This is a genomic window from Mycobacterium sp., assembly GCF_049683935.1.
Taxonomy (GTDB): domain Bacteria; phylum Actinomycetota; class Actinomycetes; order Mycobacteriales; family Mycobacteriaceae; genus Mycobacterium.
Genome location: NZ_JBAUJR010000177.1, coordinates 1 through 2,527, shown reverse-complemented (window position 1 = coordinate 2,527; position 2,527 = coordinate 1). Strand labels below are relative to the sequence as shown.

At 67.4% G+C, this 2,527-nt stretch carries 2 protein-coding genes and 1 pseudogene; all 3 read left to right on the top strand.

Annotation, left to right across the window (positions count from 1 at the left end; all coding sequences use genetic code 11):
* On the top strand, positions 1 to 434 hold a 434-nt coding region (locus WA965_RS09885), incomplete at its 5' end, for a DUF8176 domain-containing protein (RefSeq protein ID WP_526447448.1).
* Positions 434 to 2,173, top strand: a complete 1,740-nt coding sequence (locus tag WA965_RS09880; RefSeq protein ID WP_526447447.1) for a cutinase family protein — start codon at positions 434 to 436, stop codon at positions 2,171 to 2,173. The genes WA965_RS09885 and WA965_RS09880, both read left to right, overlap by 1 nt.
* 25 nt (positions 2,174 to 2,198) lie before the next feature.
* Positions 2,199 to 2,527 (top strand): annotated as a pseudogene (locus tag WA965_RS09875) (hypothetical protein); the annotation flags it as partial.

Sequence of the window (2,527 nt, the reverse complement as noted above, 5' to 3'; positions counted from 1 at the left end):
CGACCACAACCGAGCCGCCCACGTCCACCACCCCGGCCCCGGCCGCGCCGCCGCCGTGTGTCGAGTCCAGGACCAGTAGCGAAGTCACCGGTGCCGGACCGGGCGGGTTCGGTTCGGGCCCGGACGCGATCCTCGGCTTCGACTACGCCTACTACGTCACCCGCAGCGGAGCCGCCGCGCGTGCGTTCACCACCCCCGACGCCGCAGTCGGCAGCCCAGAACTGTTGCAGAGCGCCGGAATCGACACCTTCCCGTCCGAGACCACGCACTGCCTGCGCATCACCCCGAGAGGCCCCGACGAATACACCGTCTACCTCACCCATGCCGTCCCGGGCGCAGAGCCGGTGACGTGGACCCAGATCGTACGAACACGAACCGACGGTGATCGGACCCTCATCACCTCGATCGTCGACATCACCGAAACGGAGAACTGATGAAGGCCAACCGATTCACCTACGCCGCCATGGCTTTACTGGGGTCCGTCGCGATCACAGTGAGCGCAGGGACCCAGGCTGCAGCGCAACCGACCACCACGCCCCCCGACACCACCTCTTCCTCAGCCGACTCCACCACCAACGCTCCGTGTGCGCTGCTGCACGTCGTCGTCACGCAGGGCACCACCGAGTCCACCGAAGGGTCCATGCCGAAGCAGGACTCGGGCACGCTGTCGGCGGCGATCCTTCCGGTCCTGGCCGAGTTCGGTGGAACCACCTCGGACAAGTTCGACCGCACCTACGTGCCGTACCCGGCCGACTACGGCTTCACCGGAACCTCGTACAAGGACTCGGCCGCGCGCGGAGTCGAGAACGCCTCGAAGATCATCGCCGACGAAGCCGCTCGCTGCCCGAACACCAAGTTCGGGCTGCTGGGGTACTCGCAGGGCGCGGGAGTTGCCTCGGAGCTGCTCCGGCTGATCGGCGCAGGCCAAGGTCCGATCCCGCCCGCACGGGTCGCGATGGGAATGCTCTACTCCGATCCCACCCGTAAGCAGGGCGACGGCATCTTCCCCGGTGCACCTTCCCAGGAACACCCCGCACCTGCACCCGGTACCCGCGGCGCGGAGGTGACCAAGCTCGAAACGCTGCCCACACCGCCATCCGACGGAGGCGGCATCGCACCCCTCGCCGCGCAGACCCCGGCCTCGTTCGGGTCCCTGACCGGCCGAGTCGCATCGGCCTGCGCGAGCGGCGACATCGCCTGCGATACACCCGCCGACGCCCCGCTGGCCCGTCTGGTGACCAACGTCAGCGGACAGATGAACCTCGACGCCCAAGATCCCATCGGGGTGCTGTGGTCGGCCGCGCAGGTCATGGGCACCACCGCGCTCAAGATGGGCGTCGACGTCGTCAACGAAGACATCACCAGCAGCGACGGCACCACCCGCGGCCTGGACTACCGGCCGGGAGATTCCCTGAGCAACCGTGCCGCTGATGCCTCCAACCCGACACACGAGGTCGATGCTTTCGCCGCGATCGACAAAGTCCTCGGCATCGGAATCAACACCGCAGTCACGTTCGCCAAAAAAGTCCTGACGATGGACAACATCGCGCAACTGGCCACCGTCGGCCTGACCAATCCTCCGGCGGCGCTGGCGTTACTGGGAGCCAAAGCAGCCGAGGCTGCTCTGCAGCTGGTTCCGGCGAACATCACCGACAAGACGACCACGGCCGTGTCGAAGATCGTGCAGAACGAACTCACCGACAACAAGGGCCTGATCAAGATGGCCACCGACGTCAAGTACTGGGCGGTGCGCGCCAATCACGAGTCCTACCAACGTGATGCGGTCACACCGTCGGGCGGAACCTGGCTGAGCTTCGCCTCGGACTGGATCACCGCGCTGGTCAAGGATCTCGAAAGCGGGTCGACCGCCCCCGCTGCGGACAAGGACGCCTTCGCACGAACCGTTCCCGTCGACGGGCAGGGCTCCTACCAAGGCCTTCCCGGTCTTCAGTTCCAGGTCGGCGCACAACCGGCCTCGACCTCCACCGCCTTCGATCCCTGGGCCGAGTCCTCGTCGACGCTGACGACGCCGACCTACACCCCGCAGGCGGCCACCGACGCCGACAGCACGAGTACTGCGACCACGTCGTCGGCCCCGTCGGGCGATGCGTTCCCGATGGAGTTCCCCGCTGCCGCTCCCGACGACTCCTCGTGGCTGACCCCGTCCAACTGATGGCGAACCCAGTAAGGACCACCCGATGAGCACCGACTGGAAAGACGGCCTGATGGCCGATCGGACGAGTCCCGACATCGACGACGTCGACACGACGTCCACACCGGTCGGCCCACGACCGGCGTTCGGGCAGATCGATCTGGACCGCAACACCACCGCGGTGGTGATGTTGGGGCGCGGCGACAGAACGCAGCCGCCGCGCCCCCCGACGGCGTCCGCGTTGGAGTTCGACGGTGTCCGAGCTGCTCCGACATCGGGGTGGCGACGCGCCCTCTACGCGTTGTCTCTGCGCACGATCAACGCCGGCGAGTCGCCCGCGGACAAACGTGCACGTGAGCTCGACGCGCAGATCGC